This is a genomic window from Psychrobacter sp. HII-4, from assembly GCF_904846595.1.
In the GTDB taxonomy this organism is placed as follows: Bacteria; Pseudomonadota; Gammaproteobacteria; order Pseudomonadales; family Moraxellaceae; genus Psychrobacter; species Psychrobacter celer.
Genome location: NZ_CAJHBJ010000013.1, coordinates 1 through 26349, shown reverse-complemented (window position 1 = coordinate 26349; position 26349 = coordinate 1). Strand labels below are relative to the sequence as shown.

23 protein-coding genes are annotated in these 26349 nt (G+C 47.0%); 13 read left to right on the top strand and 10 right to left on the bottom strand.

The window, feature by feature from the left end; all coding sequences use genetic code 11:
• Positions 1–167: 167 nt before the first annotated feature.
• Entirely contained in the window at positions 168–929 is a 762-nt protein-coding gene (locus JMX98_RS07875) for a glycerophosphodiester phosphodiesterase (protein ID WP_227680087.1), read from the bottom strand.
• 347 nt (positions 930–1276) lie between these two features.
• Here JMX98_RS07875 and JMX98_RS07870 point away from each other — a divergent pair, with 347 nt between their 5' ends.
• The gene (locus tag JMX98_RS07870) at positions 1277–2242 is read left to right on the top strand and encodes a hypothetical protein (RefSeq protein WP_201585758.1); all 966 of its coding nucleotides are present in this window, start codon (positions 1277–1279) and stop codon (positions 2240–2242) included.
• Positions 2243–2348: 106 nt separating this feature from the next.
• Here JMX98_RS07870 and JMX98_RS07865 read toward each other — a convergent pair whose 3' ends face one another.
• The gene (locus tag JMX98_RS07865) at positions 2349–2960 is read right to left on the bottom strand and encodes a cob(I)yrinic acid a,c-diamide adenosyltransferase (RefSeq protein WP_201585757.1); all 612 of its coding nucleotides are present in this window, start codon (positions 2958–2960) and stop codon (positions 2349–2351) included.
• A gap of 197 nt (positions 2961–3157) precedes the next feature.
• Here JMX98_RS07865 and cysS point away from each other — a divergent pair, with 197 nt between their 5' ends.
• The 7 genes from cysS to JMX98_RS07830 all read left to right on the top strand — a co-directional run bounded on the left by cysS (position 3158) and on the right by JMX98_RS07830 (position 14133).
• Complete coding sequence (cysS, locus tag JMX98_RS07860; RefSeq protein WP_201585755.1) at positions 3158–4618, top strand: cysteine--tRNA ligase; 1461 nt, start codon at positions 3158–3160, stop codon at positions 4616–4618.
• A 319-nt stretch (positions 4619–4937) separates the two neighbouring features.
• Complete coding sequence (locus tag JMX98_RS07855; RefSeq protein ID WP_227680086.1) at positions 4938–6899, top strand: mechanosensitive ion channel family protein; 1962 nt, start codon at positions 4938–4940, stop codon at positions 6897–6899.
• 438 nt (positions 6900–7337) lie between these two features.
• The gene (guaB, locus tag JMX98_RS07850) at positions 7338–8810 is read left to right on the top strand and encodes an IMP dehydrogenase (protein WP_201585753.1); all 1473 of its coding nucleotides are present in this window, start codon (positions 7338–7340) and stop codon (positions 8808–8810) included.
• 238 nt (positions 8811–9048) lie between these two features.
• Positions 9049–10419, top strand: coding sequence for a phosphoglucosamine mutase (gene glmM / locus JMX98_RS07845; protein WP_201585751.1), 1371 nt, complete (start codon positions 9049–9051; stop codon positions 10417–10419).
• Positions 10420–10498: 79 nt separating this feature from the next.
• Positions 10499–11143 (top strand): pyridoxamine 5'-phosphate oxidase, encoded by a 645-nt coding sequence (gene pdxH, locus JMX98_RS07840; RefSeq protein ID WP_201585817.1) that lies wholly within the window; start codon positions 10499–10501, stop codon positions 11141–11143.
• A 414-nt stretch (positions 11144–11557) separates the two neighbouring features.
• Entirely contained in the window at positions 11558–12805 is a 1248-nt protein-coding gene (locus tag JMX98_RS07835; RefSeq protein WP_201585749.1) for an alanine racemase, read from the top strand.
• Positions 12793–14133: a D-arabinono-1,4-lactone oxidase gene (locus JMX98_RS07830; RefSeq protein WP_201585747.1), complete on the top strand. Its 1341-nt coding sequence runs from the start codon at positions 12793–12795 to the stop codon at positions 14131–14133. Before JMX98_RS07835 ends, JMX98_RS07830 begins: the two co-directional genes overlap by 13 nt.
• A gap of 131 nt (positions 14134–14264) precedes the next feature.
• Here JMX98_RS07830 and JMX98_RS07825 read toward each other — a convergent pair whose 3' ends face one another.
• The 5 genes from JMX98_RS07825 to JMX98_RS07805 all read right to left on the bottom strand — a co-directional run bounded on the left by JMX98_RS07825 (position 14265) and on the right by JMX98_RS07805 (position 19021).
• On the bottom strand, positions 14265–14897 hold the full coding sequence (locus tag JMX98_RS07825) for a glutathione S-transferase family protein (protein ID WP_201585745.1): 633 nt from the start codon (positions 14895–14897) through the stop codon (positions 14265–14267).
• 66 nt (positions 14898–14963) lie between these two features.
• On the bottom strand, positions 14964–15641 hold the full coding sequence (locus tag JMX98_RS07820; RefSeq protein WP_201585743.1) for a type 1 glutamine amidotransferase domain-containing protein: 678 nt from the start codon (positions 15639–15641) through the stop codon (positions 14964–14966).
• 169 nt (positions 15642–15810) lie between these two features.
• Positions 15811–16860 (bottom strand): NADP-dependent oxidoreductase, encoded by a 1050-nt coding sequence (locus JMX98_RS07815; RefSeq protein WP_201585742.1) that lies wholly within the window; start codon positions 16858–16860, stop codon positions 15811–15813.
• Positions 16861–16961: 101 nt separating this feature from the next.
• The gene (locus tag JMX98_RS07810; protein WP_201585740.1) at positions 16962–18173 is read right to left on the bottom strand and encodes an iron-containing alcohol dehydrogenase; all 1212 of its coding nucleotides are present in this window, start codon (positions 18171–18173) and stop codon (positions 16962–16964) included.
• Positions 18174–18403: 230 nt separating this feature from the next.
• On the bottom strand, positions 18404–19021 hold the full coding sequence (locus tag JMX98_RS07805; protein ID WP_201585738.1) for a TetR/AcrR family transcriptional regulator: 618 nt from the start codon (positions 19019–19021) through the stop codon (positions 18404–18406).
• Between the two features lie 575 nt (positions 19022–19596).
• Here JMX98_RS07805 and JMX98_RS07800 point away from each other — a divergent pair.
• Complete coding sequence (locus tag JMX98_RS07800) at positions 19597–21090, top strand: aldehyde dehydrogenase family protein (RefSeq protein WP_201585736.1); 1494 nt, start codon at positions 19597–19599, stop codon at positions 21088–21090.
• 99 nt (positions 21091–21189) lie between these two features.
• Here the strand turns inward: JMX98_RS07800 and JMX98_RS07795 are convergent, their stop codons facing one another.
• A complete protein-coding gene (locus JMX98_RS07795) occupies positions 21190–21420 on the bottom strand; it encodes a hypothetical protein (RefSeq protein WP_201585734.1) in 231 nt (76 codons plus the stop codon).
• A 233-nt stretch (positions 21421–21653) separates the two neighbouring features.
• Here JMX98_RS07795 and JMX98_RS07790 point away from each other — a divergent pair, with 233 nt between their 5' ends.
• The 3 genes from JMX98_RS07790 (at position 21654) to JMX98_RS07780 (ending at position 24197) form a co-directional block, all read left to right on the top strand.
• Positions 21654–22883: an NnrS family protein gene (locus JMX98_RS07790; protein ID WP_201585732.1), complete on the top strand. Its 1230-nt coding sequence runs from the start codon at positions 21654–21656 to the stop codon at positions 22881–22883.
• A gap of 27 nt (positions 22884–22910) precedes the next feature.
• Positions 22911–23441 (top strand): Rrf2 family transcriptional regulator, encoded by a 531-nt coding sequence (locus JMX98_RS07785; RefSeq protein WP_201585730.1) that lies wholly within the window; start codon positions 22911–22913, stop codon positions 23439–23441.
• A gap of 312 nt (positions 23442–23753) precedes the next feature.
• A complete protein-coding gene (locus JMX98_RS07780) occupies positions 23754–24197 on the top strand; it encodes an SRPBCC family protein (protein ID WP_201585728.1) in 444 nt (147 codons plus the stop codon).
• Positions 24198–24243: 46 nt separating this feature from the next.
• On the opposite strand, the gene JMX98_RS07775 is transcribed toward JMX98_RS07780, so the two are convergent.
• Entirely contained in the window at positions 24244–24555 is a 312-nt protein-coding gene (locus JMX98_RS07775) for a DUF1244 domain-containing protein (RefSeq protein WP_025646541.1), read from the bottom strand.
• 91 nt (positions 24556–24646) lie between these two features.
• Between JMX98_RS07775 and JMX98_RS07770 the strand changes: the two genes are divergently transcribed.
• A protein-coding gene (locus tag JMX98_RS07770) for an IS5 family transposase (protein ID WP_201585726.1) occupies positions 24647–25397 on the top strand; the annotation gives its coding sequence in 2 pieces (ribosomal slippage) (positions 24647–24861 and positions 24860–25397; 753 coding nt in all).
• Between the two features lie 61 nt (positions 25398–25458).
• Here JMX98_RS07770 and JMX98_RS07765 read toward each other — a convergent pair.
• Positions 25459–26202: a hypothetical protein gene (locus tag JMX98_RS07765; RefSeq protein WP_201585724.1), complete on the bottom strand. Its 744-nt coding sequence runs from the start codon at positions 26200–26202 to the stop codon at positions 25459–25461.
• Positions 26203–26349: the final 147 nt, after the last annotated feature.

Genomic DNA, 26349 nt, shown 5'->3' with positions numbered 1-26349 from the left:
AACAATAACTTGTATGGATTATAGAATGGATAGGTCAAAATAGCGATAGACTTATCAGACATGAGGGAGAAGTGTAAGTGTTACAGCAGATATGTACAAAAACCCATGTCTCAGAATTGAGGGAGAGTCAGAAACTATAAATAAAAAGTTAACAGCGCAACCGTAACCTATTGTCGGCCCAATACCTGACTGGGGAAGTCGGTGATGATGACATCAACCTGCCAGTCGATAAGCTGCTGTATGGCGTCGATATCATTGACCGTCCACGCACTCACAGGCAAGTTGTAACGGTGGCTATGAGCGATGATGGCTCGACTCAGCAGCGGATGATGCACGCCCAGCTGTACACAGCCCAACTGCAAAGCAGTATTGGTCGCGGTAGCCAGTGCTTCGGCGGTGCGAATGAGTAAACCTCGCGGTAGGCGTTTTAACTGCTGATGCCGCTGCAGACGCACATGCAGCTCGGTGTCAAAGCTGGTTAGTACAAGCGGTAAATGAATCAGCGGCGTGTCAATCAGATCACGCGCCAGCGCTTGGATAAGGGCGGTATAATCGGTGCGCTCATGGGTCTTGATCTCAAGCTCAATGACAGAAAACTCGTGCAACGTCTGGGCGATACTCGCTAGGGTGATAATAGGATGACCAAGCTGTAGGTGTCGTCTGATCTCCGCTAGAGTCAGCTGAGCAATACGCGACTGCTGGCCACACATCCGCGCCAAATCTTCATCGTGAAAAACCACTAAATGACCATCAGCGCTTAGCTGGACATCGAGCTCTACACCAGCCAAACCATGGTTTTTTAGACGCCCGATATGCTGAAATCCAAGTAAGGTGTTTTCTAAGGCTTCACCGCGCGCGCCGCGATGACCGAGTAACAGCGTGTTTTTAAAGTTTATCATTAGATACAGTAATGAGTGTTTTAGGCTCATCATATCGCCTGAGATAGGCGACGTCTAACAACATTTACGACTGCTATCTGAGCAAATGCCGAACCAAAATGCATCAAAATGGTGGGCGCTAGATTTAACCTTTAATGAATCAAAATGTTCGACACGCCCTATATAAATATGTCATTGTTATGTTTTTGCAACCAAACGCAGGTTTTGTGGTGAATGAAGGACGTTATTTGTATATCCATGGCAGACACTAATGACCATTTCATCTAAACACCGTATAATAATCTGGTTTTAACCGCTGGCAGCTAGGGTTTTGGTTTGAACATCAATCACTGTCCGTCAGTGACGGTACGAATTAGTAAATTGGGAGCAAAATACATATGAGCGTAGCAAATAAGAGTGTGAGCAAGTGGCAAAAAGTGGCTGGTATTGGCATGGTGTGTGGTTTAGCGCTTGTCGGCTGTGATCGCTCAGAAAAAGAAGAGACGACAGAGACCGCTGAGTTGACAGAGCAAGAGGCTGCCGCAGAAAACGCTGCTGCTACTGCGGTCAGCTGTGATGATCCCATGGTGCAAGATCGCCTCAAAACGACACTAAAAAATACGCTCAATCAACAAGCACAGACGCTCGCTGCCAATTATGCAAATGACGCCGAGATCAGCCTTGCAGGCGCTAGCATTGCTGATAAGACCAATGGTGTTGTGATTGATGTACAAAACGCAGCAGTACTACAAGCAGCCAACAGCAATGGCATGACGACGTGTCAGGCGAGCGTCAGTATGACGCTTCCAAGTGAGGATTTGTATCAAGCCAGTCAAGTGCAAGCGGCCAACAATCAGCCAAGCCTGCAATCTCGTCTTGCGCAAAATAACATTCGTATCAATAACAACATGCTCGTGGATGACGCTTTTACCTATGTCGTTGGCGCTCAAGGCGGGCAAGTAAGTACGCGAATCGCAGGTCAGCCCGCGCTTCTCACTGTCGTAGCTGATGTCATGGCAGGCTCTGTGTTTAAGTCGGCGATGGATGCCGCCCGCGCCGAGCGTGAAGCAGAACGCCGCGCTGCTGCACAAGACAATGAGCGTCAGTCAGCACCTGTGCGTCAGCCGCGCGCTGCCACACCAGTCGAGCCGATTCGTCCGATCCAGCCTACTACGCCGCCGACCATCGAGGTGCCAAGTACCAATAACCAAAATGAAAGCGCTGGTACTAGCTCGCAAAGCAGTACAGCAGCCAACAGTGCTGCGACTCCCAGTGAGCCTGCCGCACCTGCGACGCCAAAAGCAGTGCCAAGAGATGACAGCATCGATATGGTCATTATCGAAGATGAAAGCGCTACTTATTAATCCATAAAAATCAGTAATGATAGTGGTTTTTAGAAAAAAGCACCCGCAACGTCTTTACGTTACGGGTTCTTTTTTTTGCTTGTATATATCAGATGTCTCGGGCCCGCTACTTATCACTGGCGAAGTTCTGTAACACCTGACTGTCCCAAAGTACCTCAGAGACCTGCTCAGGGTCTGTGCAAAAACGTGCCGCGACAAACAACCAATCAGACAAACGGTTGATTAAGCTGATGGGCGTTGCACGGATTGCTTGCGGGCGCGCTTGCTGTAATAGGACCGCTTGGCGCTCAGCACGGCGACACACACTACGTGCGACATGCAGCTGACTAACCAGCAACGACCCAGTGGGTAAGATAAAGTCTTTTAGTGGCGCTAAGGTAGCGTTCATTGCATCGATTTGCTGCTCTAGCCATTCAATGTGCGTGCTGTTCACGCCTTCATATTCTGGCATGGCAAGCTCACCACCGATATTAAACAAAAGATGCTGAATAATCGCCAACGCCTCAGAAAGCTCGGACTCGTCCGTCTGCGTCTTAAATGCTGATAGAGTGCCTTGCTGCACGTACGCACGTACCATACCGAGGTGTGAGTTTAGCTCATCAATATCACCCATCACGCCAAACAAGATATCAGCTTTGCTCACGCGGCTGCCATCTGCCATGCCGGTGCTACCATCATCGCCGGTATGTGTATATATTTTACTCAAACGGTTGCCCATCTTGATATCCTTAGCGGTTTTTATCGTTCAGTGGTGTTAGTTATGTGCTCATTGTAGTATTTTATGGCGGTTTTCGCTAAGATAATGGGTTAAGTTTTATCGCGCTACAGAGTTTATGAGTGTCCATAGATCGCTGCGCGTGATTTTTTGTCTGTTTTGTTTGTATTCCACTTATTTATATCAAAGGCTTTTTAACTATGACCACACCACTTGCCGATGCGATGTCTCAGCTGGCCATTTATGATTCACTGACAGGTAGCAAGCGTCAGTTTGTACCACTCAAAGCAGGACAGGTCGGCATGTATGTGTGCGGGATGACCGTTTATGATTATTGTCATATTGGTCATGCGCGTGTGATGGTGGCCTTTGATATGGCGGTGCGCTGGCTTGCGCAGCTAGGTTATGATGTCAATTATGTCCGTAATATCACTGATATCGATGACAAAATCATCGCTCGCGCGAGTGAAAATGGCGAAGAGATTGGTGCATTGACCCAGCGTTTTATCGATGCAATGCACGAAGATGCGAGCGCTCTAGGCTGCCAGATGCCAAATGCTGAGCCACGCGCGACCGAGCATATCGACGAGATGCAGCAGATGATTGGCAACTTGGTCAACAATGACTATGCGTATGCAGGGGATCATGGTGATGTCTATTATGCGGTCGATAGCTTTGCTGATTATGGCAAATTATCTAAGCGTAACTTGGATGATATGCAGGCAGGTTCGCGTGTTGAGGTCGAGACTGACAAGCGCAACCCATTCGACTTTGTCTTATGGAAAGCGGCCAAACCCGGTGAGCCGCAGTGGGCGTCGCCTTGGGGACAGGGGCGTCCTGGCTGGCATATAGAATGCTCAGCGATGTCGACCAAATGCCTAGGTGATACCTTTGATATTCATGGCGGTGGTCACGACCTACAGTTCCCGCATCACGAAAACGAAATCGCCCAGTCAGAAGCCGCAACAGGCTGCGAGTACGCGCGTAATTGGATACATGTTGGCTTTATCAATGTCGATGGCGAAAAGATGTCGAAGTCACTGGGCAACTTCTTTACCATTCGTGATGTGATCGCGAAATACTTACCTGAGACGGTGCGTTTTTTCTTATTATCGAGCCATTATCGCAGTCAAGTAAACTTCTCAGACAGCGCTTTGGATGAAGCGCATAATAGCCTAAGCAGACTGTACAACGCGCTAAAATTGGCTGAGCAACAAAAAGGTCAGTCAATCGTAGTCAATGCAGAGCTAGTGGCTAAAGCTTACGATAGTGCTGCTGGACAAGACTTTATCAAAGCCATGAATGATGACTTTAATAGCTCAACGGCGATAAGTGTGTTGTTTGGCTTGGCTCGAGATATCAATAAAGCCGTTAAAGCTGAAGATGTGACGGCAGCATGGCAGTCAGCCCAGCAGCTCAAGGCCTTAGCACAAGTGCTAAATCTCTTGCAGCAGCCTGTACAGCAGTTTTTGCAAGCGGCGACTGGAGAGCAGGCGGATAATGGGCTAGATGATGCTGCTATCGATGCACTTATCACTGAGCGTCATGATGCCAAAGCCAGCAAAAACTTTGCCCGCGCCGATGAGATACGCGAGCAGTTAAAACAGGCGGGTATCGAGCTTGAAGACAGCCGCGCTGGTACCACATGGCGCCGCGCGTAAGCGGATTTGAGTAGATTTTTAAGACCATACTTATTTTTTTGCATATAAAGTCAGCTTGATGCTGGCTTTTTTTGTACTCAAAATAAATTTAGTCGATCCTAAATAAAGTTGGCATGCACGATACTATGTGCCACGTGCTAAAGGTGTTTATTGTGCGCGGCGTTGGGACAGCACGCAAGGTATTAAATAAAATATCTATACGCCTTGTACCAAGACCAAACGGTTTTGATACCGCATTTACGGTATTCTTACGCTTGTACGATACGCTTATTTTTTATACAAATTCATACAACTTACGCAACTTACTGGCCGTCGATATATGAATACTTCTCACACGGATGCTGCTGAACATCATCAGACTGACACGGATATGGTCATACCTTTTATTTGCCATCGCACTATTGACCATCGGCTGATCAATGACAAGTCGCCGAAGAGCCGGCGCGCTATGATATGGCAAATACTGGTGGTGTTTTTTGTCCTGACGCTCGGCGCGGCGATAGAGGCTGTTGCCCAGCCAGATAATTTTGGCGAATACGCCGAGCAGCAGCTAGACTCGATGAGTGATGGCAGCGTCAGTGTTTCTGCGATTGCAGAAGAGGTATTTGACCCCACTGAGCGTAGCGCGGTAGAGCAGGCAGGTGAGTTGCAGGGTAATGCGGGTCTAACGGGCGAATTTCATGAGAGCTATTATCTTTTGGATAGACTCAATACCGGCTTGCCGCCGTTATCTCAGCCGCCAAACCTGACCACGCCGCTTGCCACGTTAGAGTTTTTTCAGTCGGCAGTGATGAAACAGCAGTATGACTTGGCCGCTTACGCGCTAAATATGAACCTGATCGACCAAAGCATTCAGCGCAGCCGCGCGCTTGAGCTCTCTAAGCGTTTGGATTTTTTATTGTCCGAAAGAGAGCTGTATGTGTTTGATGATTTGCCAGATCGTCCGGATGGGCTTATTGAGCCGCCGCTGGGTAACGACAGCAGCGTGATGGGCATCGCCAGACGCTCCATTCAGCTTGGCTATATCGACTACCGCGAGCGCCGCGTACCCATCTATTTGCAGCGCGTGAGAGTTGGGGAGGAAGCACCTGTTTGGGTATTTTCCGCACAGACAGTAGGCAATATCGATAACCTATACGCGCAGTACCATCCGGCAGAGTTTGAGCGCTATCTGCCTGCCTGGTTAAAAATACAGTTTTTTAGTATTGCTTTGTGGGAGTTTTTAGCACTCGTTTTGTTTTTCTTGCTGACCATGGGGGCGGGCTGGCTACTGAGTAAGGGCACTGAAAAGCTCATCAGTCACTACATCGATGATGAAAAGTACAGCAACTACGTCGGCAGTAGTCATGGTGTGGCAGACCTTGTCAGCAAATTGACGGTACCTTTGACCTTTACCATCAGTTTTTCATTGGTATTTACCTTAGTGTCAGGGGGCTTTCCTTATCTAGATGCGGTGGCCTCATCGACCCGCCCGCTGATTTGGATTGGACTGGTATTTAGCACTTCATGGCTTGGTATTCGGATTATTAACTTTTTTGCCAATCGCTATCAAAACATGCAGATCGAAAATCTGGCCGAAGAGCATTTTGATAAAGAGCGTCGTCGCCGCACCTATGTATCGATATTTCGCCGCGTCTTTATCTTTGTCATGATTTTGGGCAGTATCTGGATTGGGCTTAGCGAATTTACCAATATGGAGGGTCTGGGCAAGACACTATTGACCTCAGCTGGTATCGCGGGGGTGGTCATCGGTATTGCTGCGCAGCCTATCTTGGGCAATATCATCGCAGGGGTGCAGGTGGCGGTGACTCAGCCTGTGCGTATTGGCGATACGGTGATGATGGAGGGGGATTGGACGACGATTGAAGATTTGCGTTATACCTATGCGGTGCTAAAGACGTGGGATGAGCGCCGATTGATCGTACCGATGCGCCGCCTGATTACCGAGGTTGTAGAAAACTGGTCTCATACCGAGGTGCATCAGACTTGCGTGGTCTATCTTTACGTGGATTATGGTGCTGATATCGAGGCCATTCGCGAAAAATTTATTTCACTGGTCAAAGATAACGACTTATGGGATGGTGAGACTGAGCCTGAGATGGTCACGGTATCGCTGAGCGAAAACACCATCAAATTAAGAGGGAGCCTAGCCTCTGACGGCCCGATGAATGCCTTTTATCTTGAGTGTCAAGTACGTGAACAGATGCTACATTATCTCTATCGTGAGCAAAAATCATATCTACCCGCTGAGCGTTTTATCATGAAGCAACACGAAGCGTAAGGTGCGCCATCTGTGTTCGATACGCCGGTTAATCCCGTGCCGCTGTCTGAGTGATAGAGCAAATGCGCGCCTGTTTGTATGATATTGATCAATTCTACAAAATAAGCTGATAAATAAGCATGCGAGGTGCCTGCGTATTTGTTATAATATGGCGTTATTTTTACGGGATAAATGAGCGATTAAGAGATGAGTCTGCACTGTATTTGTGCAAATTTATCACTCATAAATCAATGGCAATTTTCAAGTACTGGTGTTTGTTTAGTGATAGAGGGTTTTTAGACAAACAACGACTGGCTCATTGTCTATTATCGAAAGCTCTATGATAAAAAGCCTACAACACATAAGGCTTTGACTATCGTAAAGTCATACTGGTGATCTTGGTTGATTGTCTTATCGCGAAAATCCCACCCATCAAAATAACCACCACTAGGGGTCTGTATGTTGCGAATTGTCGATGAAGCCTTAACCTTTGATGACGTTTTATTATTGCCAGCCTATTCTGAAGTCCTACCAAAAACTGCTGATCTGACCACCCGTTTGACCAAAAACATCACGTTGAATTTACCGTTGGTTTCTGCCGCTATGGATACGGTGACTGAGTCTGAAATGGCCATCACTATGGCACAGCTAGGCGGAATGGGTATCTTGCATAAGAGTATGGATATCGCCAAACAAGCCACGCAAGTACGTCGTGTGAAAAAGTTTGAAGCAGGGACAGTGGTTGACCCTATCACGGTACATCCAGAGATGACCATTGGTGAGCTGTTGCAGTTGACCGAAGACAACAACATCTCAGGCGTGCCTGTCGTCGAAAAAGGCACAGATAGTGTGGTCGGTATCGTCACTCACAGAGACTGGCGCTTTGAAACCAACTTATCACTGCCTGTCAGCAAAATCATGACACCAAAAGATCAGTTGGTCACCGTACACGAAGGCGAGAACAACGAAAACATCAAGCGTTTACTCCATGAGCATCGCATCGAAAAAGTCATCGTTATCGATGATAACTATCGCCTAAAAGGTCTGATTACAGTCAATGACTTTGCCAAAGCCGAAAACAACCCAAATGCGTGTAAAGATGAGCAAGGTCGTCTACGGGTTGGTGCCGCTGTCGGCACCGGCGCAGATACGCAGGCACGTGTCGAAGCTTTGATCGCAGCAGACGTCGATGTTATCGTGGTAGATACTGCGCACGGCCACTCAAAAGGCGTGATCGAAAAAGTCTCATGGATCAAAAAGCACTATCCTAACGTTCAAGTGATTGGCGGTAATATCGCCACCGGTGACGCAGCCCTTGCATTACGTGATGCAGGTGCAGACGCGGTAAAAGTCGGCATCGGCCCTGGCTCTATCTGTACCACGCGTATCATCGCCGGTATCGGTGTGCCTCAAATCTCAGCAATCGACAATGTCGCAAGCGCCCTACAAGACAGCATTCCTTTGATTGCTGATGGGGGTATCCGCTACTCAGGTGATATGGCAAAAGCCATCGCTGCTGGTGCATCGTGCATCATGGTCGGCTCGCTTATGGCAGGTACCGAGGAAGCACCAGGTGAGGTCGAGTTGTTCCAAGGTCGCTACTACAAAGCCTATCGCGGCATGGGTAGCTTGGGTGCAATGTCAGGCTCAAATGGTTCATCAGACCGTTATTTCCAAGATGCCAAAGACGGCGTAGAAAAACTGGTGCCAGAGGGTATCGAAGGCCGCGTTCCTTATAAAGGCCCAGTAGCTGGCATCGTCAATCAGTTGGTCGGCGGCTTGCGCTCATCAATGGGTTACACAGGCTCTGCGACTATCGAAGATATGCGTAGCAAACCACAGTTTATCAAGGTGACGTCTGCTGGTATGAAAGAGTCGCACGTCCACGATGTGCAAATCACCAAAGAAGCACCAAACTACCGTGTGAACTAATTTGTTGTCCTACCTACTGTAGGTGCTGCGTTTTTGCCAGATTGCACGACTACAGAGACGTTAAGATACAAACAGCCAACAATGCCTCGTTATTGTTGGCTGTTTTTTTTGTAAAATACCAAAATGGATTATAGCCATAGTAATTACAACAACAGTGATTATGATGGCAGTAACAATAATAACAGTAGTGCCGATCCCTGAAACGGCCTTTTACTTTTATATGTGAGGAAGATAGATAATGAGCTACTTTGGCACCGATGGTATTCGTGGAAAGTTTGGTGAATCCCCAATCACACCTGATTTTATTTTAAAATTGGGTTATGTGACAGGCAGGGTGCTGATAGAGAATAATACCAATCCATCGCGCAAGCCCAGTGTGGTCATCGGTAAAGACACTCGCCTGTCAGGTTATGTGATAGAAGGGGCGCTACAGTCGGGCTTTAATGCCGCAGGGGTGGATGTCCATATGCTCGGCCCATTGCCGACGCCTGCCATTGCGCATTTGACTCGCAGTTTTAATGCGGATGCCGGTGTGGTCATCTCCGCCTCTCACAATCCTTATTTTGATAATGGCATCAAGTTTTTTTCGGGCGATGGTAAAAAGTTGACCGATGAGATGCAAACGGCCATTAACGATAAGCTCACCGCCATCATGAGTGCCTCTGAAGCAGACAATAACACCATCATGCCTATTGTGGATCCTGCCAAACTTGGCAAAAACAATCGTATCAACGATGCCAAAGGTCGCTATATAGAATTCTGTAAAGGCAGCTTCCCTTATCAGTATGACTTAAGCCATCTTACCGTCGTCGTCGACTGCGCCAACGGAGCCGGTTATAGCGTGGCACCGAGAGTCATGCGCGAGCTGGGTGCCAATGTCATCGCCATCAATCATGCGCCTGATGGTATCAATATCAATGCTGACTGCGGCTCGACCCATCCAGCAGGCTTGCAAAAAGCGGTCGTCGAGCATGGTGCTGATGTCGGGATCGCGCTAGATGGCGATGGTGACCGTATCGTGATGGTCGATGAAACCGGAGCTTTAGTCGATGGTGATGGCATTTTATACGTGCTCGCCACCCAAGGCGCAGACAAAGCTAAGGGCGTGGTCGGTACGTTGATGAGTAATATGGGGTTAGAGCTGGCGCTCAAAACCGCTGAGATTGACTTTGTCCGTGCAAAAGTAGGCGATCGCTACGTGATGCAAGCGCTTGAGGCCAATGGTTGGATACTGGGCGGTGAGCCGTCTGGTCATATTTTATGCTTGGACAAAAGCCGTACAGGTGATGCGATTATCGCAGGTTTGCAGGTGCTGGCTGTCATGCAAGCGCGTGGCCGTGCGCTTAGTGATTTGGTCGAAGGGTTTGACGTGCTACCACAAAAACTGGTCAACGTGCGCTTGTCTGAGATGAAAGATCCGTTTGAGTATCCTGAGCTGGTGGCCGCCTTTGATAAAGCGCGTGCGACACTGGCAGGTCGTGGTCGTTTACTCATTCGTCAATCAGGTACAGAGCCGATGATTCGAGTCATGGTTGAGTCTGACGACGAGATAGAGTGTGATGTACTGGCCAATGATCTGGCGGATCAGATCAAGGCGGTATTGGGCTAATTGATTGACGTTAAAGGTTATGATAATCAATCATGATCAGCAGTCACACTGTATATTATATAAAGGAGTTGCCATGAGTATGGATTTTACCGATCAGCGTTTGTCATACGAAAAAGGCGTTTTAGATCAACAGTCAGTCCCCACCTCTCCATTTGAGCTACTCGGCACCTGGATGACTGAGGCGATTGAGCAAAAAGTACAAGAGCCTTATGCCATGAGTCTGGCCACTTGCGGCGCGGATCTTAAACCCAGCGTCCGTATCGTATTGCTGCGTGAGATTACTGAGACAGGGGTGGTGTTTTATACCAATTACGACAGCGCTAAAGGGCAAGATATCAGTGAAAACCCCAACGCTGAAGTGTTGTTTTTCTGGCATGAGCTAGAGCGTCAGATTCGCATCAGTGGCCGAATTGCCAAAATAGACGCGGACAAGTCAGCGGCTTATTTTCAAAAGCGTCCTCACGACAGTCAAGTTGGCGCATGGGTGAGCGAGCCACAAAGCGGAGAAGTGGCTGATCGGAAAGTGATGGAACAAAAATTTGCGCAGTTACAAAACCGCTATCCCAGTGACAGTCCGGTGCCAACGCCGACGTTTTGGGGCGGTTATGAGATTACTGCTGAACACATCGAGTTTTGGCAGGGGCGCGCCAGCCGTATGCACGACCGCATCGTCTATAGCAAAGACGATAACAACAACTGGCAGACCAAGCGGCTATTACCATAGCCAAGCACGCTTTTTGCAACCACCGACTTCGTCCTTTTGGGGCGCCATTTATTGCTTAATATTCATCATTACCGAAAAAGACCCAAGTTTCGCTTGGGTCTTTTTTTGTCGGTGTAATCGGCACCATAGCGATACTATTGAGGGTGATGGTACAGTTGAGAGAAAAAAAATAACTGACAAGTGTTTATTTTATCGCTGAGATGCTTGACGGCGCTATATTCTCGGTTCACACTATGATGCGGATTGATAGAGGTTTGCCTCGGTAATTATAGCTCTGTAATGAATAGGGCGAGTACCACTGAGTAGGCGAGTACCATTAAATATTATGCCGTGTCCTCAGTTTAACCATCAATCTAAATTTAGACCTATAAAAGACATAGGATAGTGTCTGCTCGTTGTGACAAGGAAAGCAAAATGGATTTTGTACACATCATTCCACCTAAAACGCCACAGGCATGGCTCGACATCGATGCGCTCGATCACAATATCGCGCTGGTCAATCAAAAAACCCAAGCCGTCAATCTGCGTCTGGCCACCAAGTCCATACGCTCCATCGATGTTTTACATTATATAAAAGACAGATCACCTCATTTTATCGGGCTTATGTCCTATGCGGCCGATGAGTCCGTCTATCTGCTCGAAAACGGCTTTGACAATATTCTCTGCGCTTATCCGACCTTAGATACCATCAGCGTGGCAAACACCCTTAAATACACCCAGCAGGGAGCGGTGATGGTCTGGATGGTCGATCGTCCGGAGCATGTGGCGGTATTGGAGCGCGTTGGTATCGAGCACGGCGTCAAAATCGATGTCTGCTTGGATGTCAATATGTCGATGCCACTGCCAAAACTATATTTTGGCACCAAACGCTCGGCACTGATGCACAAAAAAGACATCAAAGCGCTGCTTAAGCACATAAAAAAGTCAGATCATATCAATCTCGTCGCTGCGATGGGTTACGAGGCACAAATTGCAGGCTTGCCCGAGCATTTACCAGGCAAGGCGTTGTTGACACCTGCCATCAAGCTACTCAAACACCGCTCCCAAAAGCAAGTCAGTCAGCGCCGCGGTGCCATGGTGAATTGGCTAAAAAAACAAGGCTATGCGTTGCAGCTGGTCAATGGCGGCGGCAGCGGCAGTATGGATTTTACCGCATGTCAGCCTGAGATTACCGAAGTGACAGTAGGCTCAGCCTATTATAAGCCTGCTTACTTTGATTATATGGAGAGCATGCAGGACTTTCGAGCGGCAGCAGGGTTTGTGTTACCGGTGACGCGCCAGCCTGAAAAAGACGTGATCACGTGTCATGGCGGCGGCTTTATTGCTTCAGGCGCCGTAGGCATCGACAAAGCTCCCGTGGTGCATTATCCCGCTGGCCTCATCATACTCAATGACGAGGGGTTTGGTGAGGTGCAAACGCCCATGAAAATGGATAAACATACCGTATCAGAGACAAGCCTAAAGATTGGCGATGCGGTTTGGTGCCGCCATGCCAAAGCTGGCGAGCTCTGCGAGCATTTCAATGAGCTGGTCTGCTATGAAGGCGCTGCTCAGATGCCGCAAGGCACAGCTGAACAGGCTATAAACCATACCTCTATCCGCCGCAAGGAGGCGGCGGCAACGATGACAACCTACCGAGGAGACGGCAGATGTTTTCATTAAAGCAGTGGCAAGCAAATAACGACTGGCAAAACTGGGTAGGTTATGAGCGCGCACAGCCAGAGCAAAAACTGATGCCCGCCTCGGTAGCAGAGCTGCAAGATATCATCAAGCAGGCAAGAAAAGATAAAAAACGTGTGAGAGTCACGGGCGCGGCGCACTCTTTTAGTGGTTGCGCCAAACCTGAAGAGATTGCTATCAGCTTGCATCATATGCGCGGGCTTATCTCAGTGGATACCGAGGCTAAGCTGGCAACGCTACATGCAGGCACGTATCTACATGAGATTGGCGAGGCGCTAGAAGCGCATGGCCTTGCGCTTGAAAACATGGGCGACGTCCAAGCGCAGACCGTCGCAGGTGCGGCCAGCACGGCAACCCACGGCACAGGAGTGACTCTTGGTTCTATCGCCGATCAAGTGGTGGGCTGGGAGTGGGTAGATGGGCGCGGCGAGCTGCACCGTCATCAGCGCGGCAACCCGCAGACAGACGATTTGGGCAATGCGCTGCATGTCAGCCTCGGCATGCTAGGCGTCTTTACCAAGCTGACGCTCAGAGTCGTCGATCTATATGGTTTACAAGAGCGCAATGAGGTCATGGATTTTGCCGATGGTTTGGCAAACTTTCATAAAAACGTCCAGTCGCATCGTCATTTAGAGTGGTTTTTATTTCCTGGCACCAACAAATTACAGCAAAAAACGCTCTCGGTCATTGAGCCAAAACCGATGAGCCACGCGCAAAAGCTCAAAGATACGTTTGACAGCGTGGTGACGCTCAATGGGGCTTTTTATGTGCTGTGTGAGCTTGCGCGCATGAAACCTGAATGGAGCAAAAAAGTCAGTCAAATATCTGCCAGCTCTATTCCCAACACTAGGCGAGAGGGCTACAGTTACGAAGTATTTCCGACCCCGCGCGGCGTAAAATTTAACGAGTCGGAGTATTTTATTAAGCTCTCAGATTTTGATGCTTGTATCACTGAGGTCAACCAAATCTTGCTCAAAGACAATAAACACTCACATTTTCCCATTGAGGTGCGCACCCACAAAGGCGAGACAGGAATGCTTAGCCCAACCCAAGGTGAGGACTGTGCGGTGTTGTCTTTTCATGTTTATAAAGGTATGGACTGTGAGCCACTGTTTAAATGGTTGTATGAGTATATGAAAAAATGGCAGGGTCGCCCGCATTGGGGCAAGGTCAATAAGCTCAGCCATATAGAGCTACAAAACCTTTATCCTAAGCTCAATCGGTTTTTGCAAATACGCCGTGAGTACGACCCAGACAATGTATTTATGAATCGCTGGCTTGAAAATAGGTTTTTAAATCATCGCCTATAGCGTGCCTATTTGTTAATGTTCAAAACGCACTAACCAGAACACAAAAAACAGCTCTCTGTAGAGCTGTTTTTTATCCGCTATCCCTATGCTAGGCCACAGCTAGCGTAGGCTAGTCGATAACCAGTAAAAAGCTAACCAATAGACTGATCGTAATTGGCCTCTAAGCGCATGCTACGCTGATAGCTATCGAGGCTAGACAGCTGCAACGCATATTGCTCGATATGCGGATAGTCTGCCAGAGCATGACGTTTGGCCAGCATAATCAAGTCAAACGATAGCATGAAATCAGCACCGCTTAGCTTATTGCCAACGATAAAGGATTTATCTTTCACCTCATCGTTTAGGTAGCTGAGCAATCGATGCTTTTCGGTACTGATATAGCCATCTAAAAACGCATTGTCCTCCACGCCTGCTTTTTTGGTAAAAAGCTCGAGCAGCAGCGGTAGCATCAAAGAGCTTTCGGCAAAATGAATCCACTGCAGATAAGAGCCATAATCGCTACTGTCAGTCGCAGGGCGCAGGCGCTTGGGCGCAAAACGCTCAATCAGCAGCTCAGTGATAGCGCCTGACTCTGCATATAACTGACCATCCATCTCGATAACCGGAGACTTACCCAGTGGATGGACTGCTTTTAGGCTGTCTGGGGCCAGATGCGTTGTCGCATCACGCTGATGGCTGACGATTTCGTAAGCGACGCCCAGCTCTTCTAATAGCCATAGCGTACGTAATGAGCGTGATTGATTGAGATGATGTAAGCGAATCATGATGCCAGCCTTCTTAGAGAATTCATTTCCATTATATAAAACACCGAAATATAAATCACCAAACGCTTAACCGTTCAGTTTCGTCATTAAGCGTTTTGCTGTTTCTTCTGATGATGCTGGGTTTTGACCCGTAATCAATAAACCATCTGCGACGACAAAAGATTCCCAGTCCGCCGCCTTTTCGTAGTGACCGCCATTGGCTTTTAGCATATCCTCTACCAAAAACGGCACCACATCAGTTAGGCCGACAGCGTCTTCTTCTGAATTGGTAAATCCGGTAACGGTTTTACCTTTGACTAAGTACTCACCATCGACTTTGACGCTTTTGAGGGCAGCAGGGGCATGGCAAACCAAGGCCACAGGCTTGTCTTGCTTGATAAAACTTTCAATCAAGTTGATAGAGTCCTGATCGACAGCCAAATCCCATAGCGGGCCATGACCACCTGGGTAAAACACTGAGTCGAAGTCGGAGGCATTGACGTCAGCGAGTTTTTTGGTATTGGCAAGGTGCTTTTGCGCCTCGCTATCTTCTTTGAAGCGCTTAGTATCTTTGGTTTGAGCGTCTTCGGTATCGCTACTAGGATCAAGCGGCGGCTGACCACCAGCAGGCGAGGCGAGTGTGACTTCAACGCCAGCATCGATAAAAGCGTAATAAGGCGCAGCGAATTCTTCTAGCCAAAAGCCTGTTTGTTTACCGGTATCGCCGAGTTTGTCGTGCGAGGTGAGTACCATTAAAATATTCATAATTGTCCTTTTTATGTGTGTAATTTTTAGCCTAAGCTAGGGCGTGTCCTCATTTTAAAAAGGGTGCTAAATAACCGAGCCCTAACAGTATTACGGGTTAACACCTAGTTTTCAGTAGCGGTTTTAACCCGTTATGTTGAGAAGTTGTTATTTGGTTAGGGGTTTTGAGTTATTGAACATCAGCGACTTTGATGACGGTTTTACCAAAGTTTTCACCATTGAGCATTTTGACAAAAGCATCAGGTGCATTGTTTAAGCCGTCAGTGATGTGCTCTTTGGTTTTTACCGCGCCTGATTCTACCCATTTACCCATAGTCTCCAAAAACTCTGGGAAATGATCGCCGTACTCTTCAAAGATAATAAAACCTTTGACCGTCAAGCGTTGTCTTAAAATCAGACCCATCAGCATACCCAAGCGATCTTTACCCTCAGGCAAATCCGTGGCGTTGTACTGTGATACCAGACCACATACAGGGATACGCGCATGGGCGTTGAGTAGGGGCATCACCGCGTCAAATACTTTGCCGCCGACGTTTTCATAATAGATGTCGATACCATCTGGGCAGGCATTTTTTAATTGTTCGGCGAAGTCATCGGCTTTGTGGTCGATACAGACATCAAAACCCAGCTCCCGAACCGCAAACTCACATTTATCCGCGCCGCCTGCGATACCGACCGTACGCAGTCCATACTGATTGCCTACTTGTCCGACGGTGGCGCCAACTGGGCCTGTAGCGGCAGCAACGACGAGCGTCTCGCCTTTTTGTGGTTTACCGATATCGGTCAGACCCATATAGCCGGTAAACCCTGGCATACCAAGTACGCCCAGACCGTAAGAGGGGTTTGCCATGTCTTTGTCCAGCTTGACCACGCCTTCACCATTACTGACGCTATAATCTTGCCAGCCTGAATTGGACACGACCAAGTCGCCCGCGGCAAAATTGTCGATATTGGACTCGAGCACTTGTGCAACTGTGGCACCCATCATCACATCGCCCACTTCTAGCGGCTCGGCATAGCTTTTGGCGTCGCTCATACGTCCGCGCATGTAAGGATCTAATGATAGATAGACGGTGCGCAGTAGCATTTCGTCATCTTTGGGGGTTGGGATATCGCTGGTTGCCATATCAAAGTTTTCAGGTTTTGGCTCGCCAGTTGGGCGACTGGCCAATTTAATTTGACGATTTGTTGTTTGATTTTGTTGGGCATCAAAGCTCATTTTAAGGATCCTTTTTTTGTTATTGATTGATAGCTTTAGAGCGAGCAGCCAATAAACGAAGCATGGCTGCCGATAGTTATTCACTGATTATGAAAAGACCATTAAGCCGTGCCAGTTAGCGCCCGCTCTAAGATGCGACGTGATACCGTTAAGTCATTATCTTTATGCTCACCTAATTTAACCATCTTATGCGCCTCTAACTGCTCAATGATAGGATCGATAGCAGAGTCATCAAGATCGACGTCAGCTAAGCTTACGGGGAGACCTAAACCACGGAAGAAATCTTCGGTGCGAACAATAGCAGCTTCTATAACCTCATCATCGCTTTGGTTATTATTCGCTTCAATATTCCAGACATTACGCGCGTACTGTAGGAGCTTGTCTTTTTTGCTGTCTTTAAGCTCGCGCATGACTGACGGCAATACAATCGTCAAGGTGCGGGCGTGATCGATACCATGTAGCGAGGTCAGTTCATGGCCGATCATATGCGTTGTCCAATCTTGCGGCACGCCCGTACCAATCAAGCTGTTTAGCGCCATGGTCGCTGTCCACATGATGTTTTTGCGAGTTTCGAGGTTTTCTGCATCGGCTTTTACCGCATGGCCTTCTTCGATAAGTATTTTTAGCAGACTCTCAGCAAAAGCGTCTTGTACCTTGGCGTTGACAGGGTAGGTAAGGTACTGCTCCATCACATGGACAAATGCATCTGCCACCCCATTCATCACTTGGCGCTCAGGCAAGGTGAGTGTTTTGGTCGGATCTAAAATAGAAAACCTAGGATAGGCAAGCGGGTTGCCAAATGGTAGCTTGGCCTGACGGTCACTGTGATTGACCACGCCGCCTGAGTTCATCTCTGAGCCAGTCGCAGGAATGGTCAATACCGCACCAAGATCCACCGCTGAATCTAGTTTTTTGGTATAACCAATTAGGGCATCCCATGCTTTTTCACGTGAGACTGTACCATCGTCTTCTTTGAGTGAAGATACTAAGGCGATAAACTTACTACCGTCGATGACTGAACCGCCGCCGACCGCTAAGATAAAGTCGATATTATGCTCATTCACTTGATCCGCCGCTTTTAGCAGAGTATTGAACTCTGGGTTTGGCTCAATGCCGCCAAACTCAAAGATATCGCGCTGACCGTTGGCTTTGAGCGCTGTTCTGACTTCATCCAAGGTGCCCGTGCGCTCAGCTGAGCCGCCGCCATAAGTGATGAGTACGCGAGCATCTTGCGGGACAAGCTCTGATAGTTCTTTGATTTGCCCTTCACCAAAGACGATGCGTACGGGATTGTAGTATTGAAAATTATTCATAAGATTCCTCAGTCAATGTCGTTTGTCTGATAAAAAAGACAGCAAAAATAAAATCATTTATCTTTTACGATGGCGCACATTGTACATCAATTAGACCGGTCGTCTATAGGTGTTTACAAAAAACACTTATAACTCAGAAATCTTATTTACTCAGCTTACTCAGTGTAGGCAGGCTGGCTGTCGGGTGATATCGATATCTACTCAAACAAAGACGACGATAAGCGGTGGGCTTAGCGTCCCATTTGGGAGGTGGTCATTTGCCATACTTCTGCCAGTGGTGTGTTGGTTTGACTGGTCTTGGCGATTAAGCTGGCACCAAGCCACGCAAAATACCAGCGTTTTGCCATGCTCTCAGCAGCGATATTCTCAGGGCGGGGCACCGACTGATCTGCCCAGCCAGCTTTGATTTGCTCAGCCAGCCAACTAATGGTTTGTTGATAGCCGGCGTTTAGGGCAATACGCATCGGCTCAGACAAATCAGCGACCTCGGCACTGAGCTTGACCACAAGGCATTTTTCGTGATCGCAGCCGTTTTGCTGGGTGTCATACCAGTTTTGAAAATAATCATAAAGCTTTTGCTGTGCGTTACTGTGACGGCGACCAATGGTATCCAAACGCGTTTTATAGTTAACAAAATAGTGACTGATGATGGCTTCACCGAAGGCTTCTTTTGACGTAAAGTAATGATAAAACGAGCCTTTCGGGACGCCAGCGGTGTCTAGTATTTGTTTGATACCCACGGCGGTAAAGCCTTTTTTGGCAATGAGCTGGTAGCCGACATCGAGCAGGTGAGTTTTAGTATCAGGGGGAATGGTCGTTGCGTTGGCAGACGTTAAGTTGGTAGACATAGGGAGATGTCCTCTTATTATAGGGTTTGAAAGAGTGAAGCTAAACATTGGCTACATCAGTCAGTGATTATATGACGGTGAGTCTTGTAGCCGTCATGCTACGATAGGGGGCTTCCCTTTATTATATATTATACGTTTTATTGATATATGTTGTGACGCTATCAGAGATAGGCTCGTTACGTTTGTTCAACACAGCAGATGGCAAAATACGTTTCGTCACTATATTGGCTATGGTAGCATTAGACCAGTCGTCTAGCAAGTTGCTACTATTTTTACTACTTTAGGGCGTGTTGAACATTCGACCATGGCACTGACAGCGACTATTTTTTAGGCGATTCGAAGTTAAAAATAATAAGTTTAGTCATTCTAAGCGCTTATTTTTAACGATGAAGCGGCAAAAAAGAGTCATGTCCCTGCGGGCTGATGCTAAAATTGCCCCATACTGCGTTACAAATCTCGCTAAGGCATCTGCATTATCGTCGCTTTGTGCCTTGTCTGGAACAATTTTAGCGATCAGCAGTGCCTATTTGCGAATGTTCAACACGCCCTATTATATAAGATAAATAAGGACAATTATGTCAACCAATACCAATAATCAAAGCGGTCAAAACCCGTATGAGGATTTTCATCTACAATACATCGCAGGCGAATGGCAAAGCGGCCAAGATGATAGTGTCAATGCCGATATCAATCCCTACAGTGGCGATACACTGGTGGAGATTCAGCAGGCTACCAAAGAGCAGCTCGACACCGCCTATCAAGCAGCGCACGCGGCACAAAAGCGCTGGGCGCAGCAAACCCCAGCCGAGCGAGCCGCTGTCTTGTATAAAGTGGTCAATATTTTGGACCAGCGCCAAGAAGAAATCGTAGATTGGCTTATCAAAGAGTCGGGCAGCACCCGTATCAAGGCGATGGTAGAGTTTGGTAGCGCGCGAGCGATTACGCTAGAGGCGGCTACTTTTCCCAATCGTGTCCATGGCCAGATTCGCCCATCCAACACCGCTGGTAAAGAAAACTTTGTATACCGTGAGCCAATCGGTGTCGTGGCGGTGATTAGCCCGTGGAATTTTCCGCTCCATTTGACTCAGCGCTCTATCGCTCCTGCGTTAGCACTGGGTAATGCGGTGGTGCTCAAGCCTGCCAGCGACACGCCGATCACTGGTGGCTTGCTGCTCGCCAAGGTTTTTGAAGAAGCAGGACTGCCAAAAGGCTTGCTGAACGTCGTCGTCGGTGCAGGCGAAGAGATTGGTGACGCCATCGTTACCCATGATATTCCAAGTTTTGTGTCATTTACAGGCTCGACCTCGGTCGGTAAGCATATCGGTGAGTTGGCCAATGGCGGCGATTATATCAAGCAAGTTGCGCTAGAGCTGGGCGGTAACAGCCCGTTTGTGGTCCTAAAAGATGCTGATATCGAGCAAGCAGTAAAAGCGGCCGCCTTTGGTAAGTTTTTACATCAAGGTCAAATCTGTATCGCTATCAACCGCATCATCGTCGAAGATGACATTTATGATGATTTTGTGGCGCGTTTTTTGGCGCATGTTAAGACACTAAATGTCGGCGATCCAAACCAAGAAGATACGGCCGTTGGGCCTATCATCAATGAAAAACAAGTCAAGTCACTAAAAGAAAAAATCGCCAAAGCCCAGCAACAAGGCGCCAAAATGCTATTAAGCGGCGAGATTAAAGGACAGGTGGTGCCGCCGCACATCTTCACCGAAGTCACCCGCGAGATGGACTTGTCGCGCAATGAAGTGTTTGGGCCACTGGTCGGTATCATTCGCGCCAAAGATGAAACAGATGCGCTGTCCATTGCCAATGACTCGATGTATGGGTTGTCTAGCGCTGTCTTTACAGCGGACATGCAAAAAGGCCTGCGCTTTGCGCACGGTATTCGCGCAGGTATGACACATATCAATGACATCTCGGTCAACGATGAGAGTAATGTACCCTTTGGCGGTGAAAAGAACTCAGGTATCGGCCGCTTTAATGGTGAATGGGTGCTCGAAGAATTTACCAGAACGCACTGGATTTCTATGCAAAACGAGCCGCGTCAGTACCCATTTTAATTGCTTCATGCGCCGTGCTTGCTCAATGAACGCAAAAAAAGACCGCCATCAGTGCGGTCTTTTTTTGTTTAGGATAAACGAAAGGTATGGTAGCTGAGATTAGCGAGAGTGAAAGCCGAGTAACGCTTCAATCTCTTCGACCGTCATTTGTCTGACAAGTGCCTGATCTTCTACCGATAGGCGGTTGGTATGCTCTTTGATCATTGTATAAATGCTACGCGAAATCTCAGAGGTCGTCGCATAGTACATTTGAGGTTGTTCTTTGGTAAGGGTGGTCAAAAATCTGTTGATGATTTTGCGTTTCTCGTCCGCTGCATGTTCTTCAGTCATAATAGTCTCCTAGAAGAGAACTATTTAAGCAGTCGGGGATATGAGAGTCAATAACAGGAGTGTAATGGTCGCTGTCACAATATCTATTACAACCTCTATATCAGTTATGACCTCTGTTATGACAATGGATAAATGACTTTTTAACAATGGTATTGTATAAGCTATAACATTCATTTAAAATGAATCTTAAATAACTGTTATTTAAATGAATCACTAATCATAAGCTGAACGCTATGCAATCAATCAAATTACCGACGCAGCCACCAAGCTCACCGCACCCTATTCTCAATCTTAGTTTTCGCGTTTTCTTTAGTGGGGCGGCAGTCTTTGCAGTACTTATCATGACTTTATGGGCGTTCGTTTTTACCGGTCATACTGATATCGCCGCGCAGACATTGAATCCACTGTATTGGCATGGTCATGAGATGATTTATGGTTATGCTTTAGCCGTGGTCGCAGGTTTTTTATTGACCGCTGTGCAGACTTGGACTGGGATGAAGATGCCTTATGGCTATAAGCTGCTAGCTATTTTTAGCTATTGGTTAATCGCGCGCTTGAGCTGGTTGGCCTTTGGCTTAGGTCTAGATATTGGTGCGGGGCGACTACTATTAGCGGCTATATTCGATATGTTGTTTGTCGCCTCAATGGCGTGGGTAGTGTTTCGAGCAGTACTGCAAGTTAAGCAATACAAGCAAATGGGGATTTTGGCCAAACTTGCGCTACTCACCTTAGGCAACGGACTGTGCTATTGGGGCATTTTTGCTAATGATATGACTGTCACTAAGATAGGGGTGTATTTAGGGTTTTATCTAATTATCGGCTTAGTGTTGACGATTGGCCGGCGCGTGGTACCGTTTTTTATTGAGCGCGGATTGGCCTATGATGGTATTGATGTCAAAGTACGCAATAGCAAATGGCAAGATGTCTTGAGTCTGGCTTTTTTCTTGACTTTTTTTACCATTGATCTATTTTATCCTAATAAATATCTGCTCACTATCACTGCTCTTGGGGTGGCTATAGTCAATCTCATACGTTTAGCCGGTTGGTATCACCCAAAGATCTGGCAAAAGCCTTTACTTTGGTCATTGTATTTAGCCTTTTTTGGCATGTGTTTGAGCTTTATCTTATACGCTTTGCAGCCTTGGCTTGGCTTTAGTCACAGTCTGGCGGTACACGCTTTATCCATCGCTGGCGTTGGTATGATGACACTGGCGATGATGGCGCGAGTATCACTAGGGCATACAGGGCGCAATATTCATCAGCCGCCAAAGATGGTCAATGTGATGTTTGTGCTCATGGTATTAGTATTTGTCAGCCGCGCATTTTTACCTATTATCGCTGTCGAACATTACTTATTGTGGGTGATGATTGCGCAAAGCGCTTGGATTAGCTGCTTTGTACTATTTTGCATCAGCTATTTACCGATATTGTCCAAGCCCAGACCAGATGGTTTGTTTGGTTAAATTTGAATTGTTAAGGAGCATTTGCTCATGAAGTTGACGAACTATAGTGATTATGCGCTGCGCTCCTTAATCTATCTAGCCGTAAAGCCTGAGCCGCAGGCTTTAGCGAACATCAGTGATATTGCTAACAGCTATGATATCTCGAGAAGTCATCTGACAAAGATTATTCATCAATTAGGTCAGCTTGGCTATATAGAGACGATTCGCGGTAAAAATGGCGGTATCAGGCTTGCCCGTGCGCCTGAAAATATCAATTTAGGTGTACTCATTAAGCAGATAGAGCCGGACTTTGCGTTGGTTGAGTGCTTTGCGGCAACTGTACCTAAGACTGATGCCACGACGCAACAAGGCTTACCGATAACCTTGATTGATGAAACGGCTGATGAGACAGCTAACAAGGCCTCATCAGTGACAAAGCAAGGCTGCGTCATCAGTCCTGTATGCCGATTAAAGGGGGTGTTTTTTGAAGCCCTTACTGCTTTTGTTAGCGTTTTAGAGGGCTATACTTTAGCTGATATCATTAATAATAAAATTGAATTAAAGGCTTTGTTATCTTAATTCAGTATTCGTGCTAAACATCAGAAGCGATAAAACATCTGGCTCGGATGCATATAAGCAGCGATATCATGTAATAGCGTACTGCTTTGTAGTAAAAGTTGTGCTATAACAATATATAACTAGCCTAAATATAGTCGATGCACTCTAAAAAGCGCATAGCGCTACTGGGATGCTATTTTTAAACGTAGGTTGCGCAGCCTCTGGGAACGCAGCACGCAAGTAAAATTTATACCAGTAGCGCGTTTAAATTTATATAACAGTTTTATTTCCAACTGACTATAGCTTCTCATTTCCCATAAAAGAGATAATCCGATGTTTAAAATAAAAGTAGAGCGTACCGTAAATAAACCGATTGATGAGGTGTTTGAAGCCATAAGCGATCATGCCAGTTATGGATTATTCAAAGCGGTAGGGACGGCTAAGCTACTAACAAAAGGCGATGACGAGCGTAACGGCGTTGGTGCTTTACGTACCATTCAGACGGGGCCAGTCAAATTTTGGGAGCGAATTACGGTGTTTGAGCGTCCGACTCATATGCAGTACAAGATTGAAAAAGCCAGACCTGTTAAAATGGATCACCGCAAAGGGAGCATAGATTTAAAAGATTTAGGCGATGGTACTACGCAGGTAACATGGATATCTGAAGGTCGATTAGTGATACCATTACCCCTGATCGGCCGCTTGCTTGATCGCAAGATGCAAAAACAAGGTACGGTAGGATTTAGTAGTATACTCAAATCCATAGAAAGCCGCTAATTTAGCGGCTTCGTCTATTTTAAATTTTGAGCTTTATCTCGTAATCTTATTCTGCTTTGTTCTTAGCCGCTTCAAGCTCATTAAAGCGCGCTAACTGCTCAGGTGTGGCTGGCTGTTGATACTTCTGCTTCCACTCAGAGTAGGGCATACCATAGATCAACTCACGAGCGTCTTCATAGTCGATGTCGATACCACGCTCCTCTCCAGCCGCTTTATACCACTTGGACAAGCAGTTGCGACAAAAGTCAGCAAGGTTCATCAGCTCGATATTTTGTACATCTTTACGCTCGTCTAGATGAGCAAGTAAACGGCGAAATGCCGCAGCTTCTAATTCAATGTTAGATTCTAGTTTTGCCATAAAATTTTCCTAGGGCGTGTCTTCAATTGGATAAGGCATAAATAATAGTTACAATACCGCATCTATTGAAACGATGCGAGCAATACAAGTTATGGCAAGAAAAGCATTAACAGATACACTTTGGGATCAATTGCAATCGACGATGATAAAGTACGGCTGCTATCAAACTCAAAACAGCCGAGAGATCATGGAAGCCATACTGTGGAAACTACGCACAGGCGCGCCTTGGCGTGACATACCTGAAGAATTATGTTCATGGAAAACAGCCTATAGTCGCTTTAATCGATGGTCGAAAACTGGCTTATGGGAGAATTTTTTTTAGCTTACGAAAAGAAATTGATACGGAATGGGTATTCACAGACGGAAGCTATGTTCGCTGTCACCAGCATGCAAGTGGAGCTCGGCGTGGTGCAGATCGAGCAATTGGACGAAGCCGTGGCGGCGCAACTACAAAGATACACCTATCCTGTGATGCCGATGGATATCCGCTCGATTTTAAAATCACTGGGGGTGACGTCCACGACAGTCAAGTTGCAGGTGAATTGATTGACATGATTGGACAGGCAGATTGCTTTATCGCTGATAAGGGCTATGACTCAGAGGCTATCAGAGATAAAGCTCGAAGCCATAATATGATACCTGTCATCCCTAAAAGGAAGAATACAAAACAGCCTAATCCAGAATTTGATAGCTACTTGTACAAGCTGCGTCATCTTGTTGAAAATATGTTTGCAAGGCTTAAACACTTTCGTAGTATCGCCACTCGCTATGAGAAGTTAGCTCGTAATTTTAAGTCAATGCTTTATCTGGCATGTACTATCGTTCATTGTAAGATGAATTGAAGACACGCCCTAGTAGTTAATGCGTGATAGCCGATATATCTTATTCAGAATCAACTATGGCTTAAGCATTTTCAAGCTTAGGGCGAGCCTTATTTACGGCTTTAAGTAACGCTTTTTCAAACTCGCCTTGTTTAAATTTGACTAAGTAAGAGTGTGCGGCACAAAAATGACGTACATCCCAATCGTGCGCTATTTGAGTCGCCCAGTCACAGTACTCTTTACCTGCATTAGGCTCGTCTTTAAGCGTTTTTTTGGTTGTGGGATGCAGCATCACCTCTGGCAACATTTTTTCAAGCAATTTAGAAGGAGGGCTCATAAAGGTATCATCGACGTGCAGGCTTTTACTCGCAGGATGATAGGCTAATAAGGAGCCGGCATGAATCATCTCACTAGCATGGATATAATCGATGCCTTGTGACATAGAGAACTCAAGCTTAGGATAGCGCTTAGCGACCACATCACTCTCGACCAAGTCTTCACTCCAGTCCACCTCTGGTACGTGTTTGGCGTGGCGACGACTGCCGTAAAAGATTGCTTGCGGGAAATCTTGTGCCATCTGTGCGCAGTGAACCGTGTGGAATGGATGGACGTTCAATACCGCTTCGACGTCTTGACCGTTATTAGTCAAGGCCATTACTTTATCGCGCACTTCACCTGTCAGCTTATAGCTGTCTAAGAAGATAAACTTGCCGGACTCTAATTTGATAAGCGAGCACTGCGTACCGATATTGATAACGCCGCCGATGCGAAACTCGCCGCGTATGTTCCAAAACCCTGACCCTAGATCATGTATTTTTTCTGCCATGGTTATTCTCCTCAATGATGTTAGGGCGTGTTGAACATTCGCAAATAGGCACTGCTGATCGCTAAAATTGTTCCAGACAAGGCACAAAGCGACGATAATGCAGATGCCTTAGCGAGATTTGTAACGCAGTATGGGGCAATTTTAGCA